Below are 351 nucleotides of genomic sequence, written 5' to 3' on the forward strand. Positions count from 1 at the left end.
GACCGCTCCGGCCGAGGCAAACGAAGGTGGGCAGATCACGTACACCGCCACGCTTTCCAACAAAGCGGGCACTGACGTAACACTGAAACTCGACAACGGTTCAAGCATCACCATCAAGGCTGGCGACACCGTTGGCACCGTAACCGTGCCTGCGCCTACCGATGACGTGTTTATCGATAAGAGCACGCAGACCGTCAAGATCACCGACGTTTCCGGCGGCAACTTCGAAAAACTGGAAGTTGCAGGCAGCGGCGCAACGACCACGATCAACGACACCATCGACAAGGTCGATGTAGTCCTGACCGCGACCACCACCGTTGGCGAAGGCGGCAACATCGTTTACACCGCCCT

General features: G+C 58.1%; 1 protein-coding gene. It reads left to right on the plus strand.

From position 1 onward, the window contains the following. A partial coding sequence (locus BOP96_RS29195; RefSeq protein WP_138726273.1) for an immunoglobulin-like domain-containing protein occupies positions 1-351 on the plus strand: 351 nt, incomplete at both ends.

Source organism: Pseudomonas sp. FSL W5-0203, from assembly GCF_001896155.1.
Taxonomy (GTDB): domain Bacteria; phylum Pseudomonadota; class Gammaproteobacteria; order Pseudomonadales; family Pseudomonadaceae; genus Aquipseudomonas; species Aquipseudomonas paracarnis.